Origin of the sequence: uncultured Campylobacter sp., from assembly GCF_938039205.1 — a bacterium.
In the GTDB taxonomy this organism is placed as follows: Bacteria; Campylobacterota; Campylobacteria; order Campylobacterales; family Campylobacteraceae; genus Campylobacter_A.
Map to the genome: position 1 here is coordinate 1 of NZ_CALHVM010000002.1, position 5,108 is coordinate 5,108.

Sequence of the window (5,108 nt, forward strand, 5' to 3'; positions counted from 1 at the left end):
CAAAACAAGAGTCTATGAAATTCAGATACGAAGATGAAATGTGGCTTGAAATTTTGTATTTTGGCCTAGAAAATGACTACGACAACGATGAGCTTATAAAAATTTACTAGTCTAAATTATATATTATCTGCTTGTATATTAGCCGTACAACAGTTGGCTCTTTGTCTAGATTGCAGTTTACAATATACACGCAACCGAACTTCATCCGCAAAACCCGTCAAATTTAAACGTATCTACTAATCTCTATCAAATTTCCGTCCGGATCGCGCACGTAGATCGAGCTTATCCCTCCAAGCGCGCCGGTTCGCGGCACGATGCCCTGCTCTACGGTGATACCGGCAACCTCTAGCTCCTCTAAAACTAGCTCAAGCGGCGTATCGGCAATCAAGCAAATATCGGCCGTTCCGACGTTTGCATTCATGGCGTTTGGCAAAATTTCCTCGCCTTTTACGTGCAAATTTATCTTTTGCAAGCCAAAGGCCACGGCTTTGCGTCCGTTTGCAAAATCAATCTCGCGCATACCCAGCACGCGCACGTAAAAATCAAGCGTCCGTTGTAAATCAGCAACCGTTAAAACGATATGATCGATCGAAGCGATACGCATAAATTCTCCTTTTAAATCAAATTTAACCAAACATTGCTCGTCAAAAACGTCAAATTTGACGGCGTAAATTTAAAATCGCTCGGCGTCAAATTTTGCGGTACGGGTAAAACGCGCAAACTAAAATATAATTTAAATTTACGTCTGTTTATAGGCCGTCAAATTTAACCGACTAAACCAAATTTACACTCAAATTTTACTCCCGAAAGCCTTAAAATACGAAATAGTAAATAATGATTTAAAAATAGTTTAAATATTTAAACTATTTGCTAGAAAAATAAAAGTTTAATTTTCATAAGAGTATAATCTCGATTATTCTTCAAAAACCGTTGAAAGGAAAGTAATGTCCGTAAAACAAGAAAGACGAGATTTTATCGGTCTAGCGTTTGGCGCGGTAGCCGCAGTCGGCGGCGCAGCGACTCTCGTAGCCGTTAAAAAGACCTGGGACCCGCTTCCTAGCGTAAAGGCGGCCGGATTTACGACTGTAGATCTTAGCCCAATGAAAGACGGCGAGATGCGCCAGATCGAGTGGCGTAAAAAGCCGATATTTGTTCTAAAAAAGGACGCTTCTATGGCGCCTAACGACAAGCGCGATATCGTAGTAGATGGCGCTAGATATATGGTCGCGATCGGGCTTTGTACGCATCTTGGCTGTATTCCCGAGTGGAAACCTGGCAAACAAGTTTTCGTTTGCGCCTGTCACGGAGGCGAATTCAACGCAGACGGCGTAAATACCTTCGGCCCTCCTCCTCGACCGCTAGACATACCGCCGTTTAAGATAGACGGTACGAAACTCGTTCTGGGCGAAACCAGCCCCGAATACGAAAAACTAGCGGCTCAAGCGTAAGGAGGGAAAAATGCACATCAGAAAATCAACGGGCGTTTTAGACTGGCTGGATCAAAGGATCGCCTTAAACAAGCTAATGAAAGTACTCGTCAGCGAATACTGGATACCGAAAAATATAAATTTCCTCTGGGCGATGGGCGTTATACTCACGACGCTTTTTGCTTTGCTTATTTTTACCGGATTTATGCTAGTTATGTACTACAAACCGGACATAAATTTAGCCTTTGACAGCGTAAATTTTACCATAATGAAAGAGGTCGAGTACGGCTGGCTATGGCGTCACATACATGCGGTTGCGGCTTCGGTCGTATTTTTAATCATCTACATACATACCTTTACGGCGATCTACTACGGCTCTTACAAAAAAGGTCGCGAGATGATTTGGGTCAGCGGCATGTTGCTCTTCATCCTGTTTTCAGCCGAGGCTTTTAGCGGATATATGCTACCTTGGGGTCAGATGAGCTACTGGGCGGCGATGGTTATTACGAATTTATTCGGCGGCATCCCGGTTATCGGCGATGCGGTGGTCGAGTGGATCAGAGGCGACTACGCCGTTAGTGATCCTACTTTGACGAGATTTTTCATGCTTCACGTATGCTTGCTACCGATCGTGCTTATAGCAGTCGTCGCGATACACTTTTATACGCTCCGCGTTCCGCACGTAAATAACGAAACGGGCGAGGAGATAGACTTTGATATCGAGGCCGAAAAGTATCTAAGCGGCGATACGAAAAACGCGAAAGTAATTCCGTTTTGGCCGGGATTTTTGGCAAAAGACTTTATGTACATCGGCTTTTTTATGATTTTCTTTTTCTATTTAGTCTGTTTCCATTTCAACTTCGCGATGGATCCGATAAATTTCGAGCCGGGCAACCCACTAAAAACGCCTCCGCACATCTATCCTGAGTGGTACTTCTTGTGGCAGTACGAGATTTTACGCGGATTTTTCTTCGATATTTTCGGCTTTAAAGCTTACAACATCGGCCTTATCGCGTTTGCGATCGCAGGCGTAGCTCTATTTTTTATGCCGCTTTACGATAGAAGCGACGTCGTGGCTCCGGCTCACGAGAGAAAGGGCTTTTTCGTATGGTTTTGGCTATTAATCGTCGATATGATTATCCTCACGATTTTTGGCAAATTGCCTGCCGACGGCGTGACGCTTGGTATTTCAAACTCATGGATAGGATTTTACTCGACCATTACGTTTTTTGTTCTGCTTTTTGTCGTTTTACCTATCATAACGACTCTTGAGAAAAAAGGAGCGGTAAAATGAGAGAGTTAAAAATTTTCATAATCGTAGTTATTTTAACCGGCGTAACATACTGGGGTATCGAGCCTTACGCGCATAACGTCATGCATCCGCACGTCGGCGCGGCCGATTACGACTTTGGCACCGAGGATATAAATCAAGCCAAATCCGTGGTAGAAGCTAGACAAAAAGCCCTTGATGCGACAAAAGCCCTGAATGACGAGAAAAAAGTCGCCGGAGCACAAAAAGATCTCGAAGAGGCACAAAAATCTCTCGAAGACTACACTGCGTTTTGGAACGATATAAAGGCTATAAATTTAGCCAAAGGCGACGCGACTAAAGGCGCAGAAACCTTTGCAAATGCTGGCTGCGCAGGCTGTCACGGAGTCGAGGCTGCGGGTATGCCTACAGCTATGAGCGCTACTGAACTTAGCGAAGCGTACGGCGTAGTCCCACCTGATCTTAGCAGCGCGGGAGCGATATACGACGAGCATTTCTTGGCAGCCCTTATCAAAGATCCGACCAAGGCGCTAAAGCTAACGCACAAATTTAACGACGAAAAGCCTTATCCTATGCCGGCCTTTTTCGGAGCAGGCGGAGAAGATCCAAATGCCGAGATCGCCGACATAGTCGCGTATCTAAAATCTATCGCGCCTAAAGAAGTTAGCGACGAACAGGTATTTCGCGACGCGTGCCAAAGATGCCACGACATGAAGTACGAAAACAAATACACGCTAACCAACCGCGTAAATTTAGCCGCGTATATGGGCTCAAACCCGCCTGATTTATCGATGATGATTCGCTCAAAGGGCGATGATTATCTGCATAAATTTATAAACGACACGCAAAAAATGCTACCGGGCACCTCGATGCCTCGCGTAGGTCTAAATAAAGCTAGCGAGGACAAAGTCGTAGCCTATATGGCAAAAGCGGGCGACGCTAAAAAAGCCGAGCGCGAAAGCCTAGGCATAAATGCGATGATCTACTTCTTGATTTTCGGTATATTCGGATGGCTTTGGAAACGCAAAGTCTGGTCTGAATTACACTAAAATTTGAGCCCGACTCCGGGCTCAAATTTTTCTTTAAATTTATTCCTTAATTTCTAAAATTTATCTACCGTTTTAGAAGCCGTCGTAAAATTTATTCAGCACTCGCGATGCCTTGTCTGGGCTCAAATTTGACTACAAGCAAATACTAATTTTACGTGCCTATATTTTAAATTTGAATACGTTTTGAGCGCAATAAAAACTATAAATATACATTTTACAGCATTTTTAAGAACGTGTTACCGATCCCGCTTTTTTACGATATGGGCGAAGCAATACGGCAAGATCATTTGGATTTTCTTGGCGGCGGCGAGCTAAGTAGCGTGATTTATAGACGCATTTTTAAGTTAGAGCTCAGCTTGTTTTGATTTTTTCATAATTTTTCTTGATTTAGGTTGTCTTTAAATTTATTTCCCGATGTTAAAATCGGCTATCAATTTTGATTTACAAATTTTCAAAAAAAGGGTAAATATGAACGGTCTCAAATTTACAGTCAAGCTTTTCGCGATCATCGCGGCGCTTTGCCTCGGATTAAATTTAAGCGCTAGCGAGCTGGAGGGCAGATGGAGCATCGTCTCGGCAAACATAGACGGGCAGGAGGTGCAAACGGCGGGGCAGAAGTGCTTTGAGGATTCGTTTTTCGAGGTTAGTGGCCGCGAGGCAAAGCTAGGCCTTAGCTCCGTAGGCGAGGACGGCGCGTGCAAAAGCGGCGCGGCAAGCTACGCCTTTAAAAGCATGGGTGCTGGCAAATACGCGCTGGGTCCTATCGGCGAGTTTTGGCTAGATAAAGACGCGCTAAAGGTAAAACAGTCCTTAGACGGCGGCAAATTTATCGTTTTTTCATTCAAAAAAGACGCGGCCGCAAACAAAGCCGCGGCAACGGCAACCGGCTCAAATTTGAGCACAGACGAGCTAGAGGGCAGATGGGAGATCGACTCGGTCGCAGCACAAGGGCAGACGTTTAAAACGGCAGGCCAAAAGTGCTTTGAGGATTCGTTTTTCCAGATCACAGGCGGCAAAGCGACTGTTAGCATCGTAGCGGCAAATCCGGACGGTTCGTGCAAGACGGGCGCAGGAGAAAGCGGCTACAAAAGCCTTGGCGGCGGCAGATACGCGCTAGATAACGATGCGGGCGAATTTAGGCTGAAAAACGGCTCGCTCGAATACGAACAAAGCGCGGGCGGCGTCTTGTTTATCTTTAAAAAAAGCCGCGCGGCGCGGGCTAGCTCAAATCAGGCGCAAGCCAAATCAAGCTCAAATTTAGAGCCCGAAAAAGACCCTAGCGTCAAGCATAGCGACGCAAAAGCGAGCAAAAAAGGCACGGGCGTGTTTGCAGGCAAGTGGTTCTTCATAAACACCAATACC

At 45.3% G+C, this 5,108-nt stretch carries 4 protein-coding genes and 1 pseudogene; 4 read left to right on the forward strand and 1 reads right to left on the reverse strand.

The genetic code is table 11. The annotated features are described in order from the left end of the window. Positions 1-223: 223 nt before the first annotated feature. Complete coding sequence (locus Q0394_RS00190; protein ID WP_298944860.1) at positions 224-604, reverse strand: VOC family protein; 381 nt, start codon at positions 602-604, stop codon at positions 224-226. A gap of 340 nt (positions 605-944) precedes the next feature. Between Q0394_RS00190 and Q0394_RS00195 the strand changes: the two genes are divergently transcribed. The 4 genes and pseudogenes from Q0394_RS00195 to Q0394_RS00210 form a co-directional block, all read left to right on the forward strand. After that, positions 945-1,448, forward strand: a complete 504-nt coding sequence (locus Q0394_RS00195) for a Rieske 2Fe-2S domain-containing protein (RefSeq protein ID WP_004322319.1) — start codon at positions 945-947, stop codon at positions 1,446-1,448. Between the two features lie 10 nt (positions 1,449-1,458). Further along, positions 1,459-2,721, forward strand: coding sequence for a cytochrome bc complex cytochrome b subunit (locus Q0394_RS00200; RefSeq protein WP_298944862.1), 1,263 nt, complete (start codon positions 1,459-1,461; stop codon positions 2,719-2,721). Beyond that, complete coding sequence (locus Q0394_RS00205) at positions 2,718-3,746, forward strand: c-type cytochrome (protein ID WP_298944864.1); 1,029 nt, start codon at positions 2,718-2,720, stop codon at positions 3,744-3,746. Before Q0394_RS00200 ends, Q0394_RS00205 begins: the two co-directional genes overlap by 4 nt. A 468-nt stretch (positions 3,747-4,214) precedes the next feature. Beyond that, a pseudogene (locus tag Q0394_RS00210) lies at positions 4,215-5,108 on the forward strand (hypothetical protein); the annotation flags it as partial.

Bases quoted from the DNA above. Each gene is read 5' to 3' on its own strand.
- Q0394_RS00205 (WP_298944864.1), top strand. From the start codon at position 2,718: ATGAGAGAGTTAAAAATTTTCATAATCGTAGTTATTTTAACCGGCGTA.
- Q0394_RS00190 (WP_298944860.1), bottom strand. From the start codon at position 604: ATGCGTATCGCTTCGATCGATCATATCGTTTTAACGGTTGCTGATTTA.
- Q0394_RS00195 (WP_004322319.1), top strand. From the start codon at position 945: ATGTCCGTAAAACAAGAAAGACGAGATTTTATCGGTCTAGCGTTTGGC.
- Q0394_RS00200 (WP_298944862.1), top strand. From the start codon at position 1,459: ATGCACATCAGAAAATCAACGGGCGTTTTAGACTGGCTGGATCAAAGG.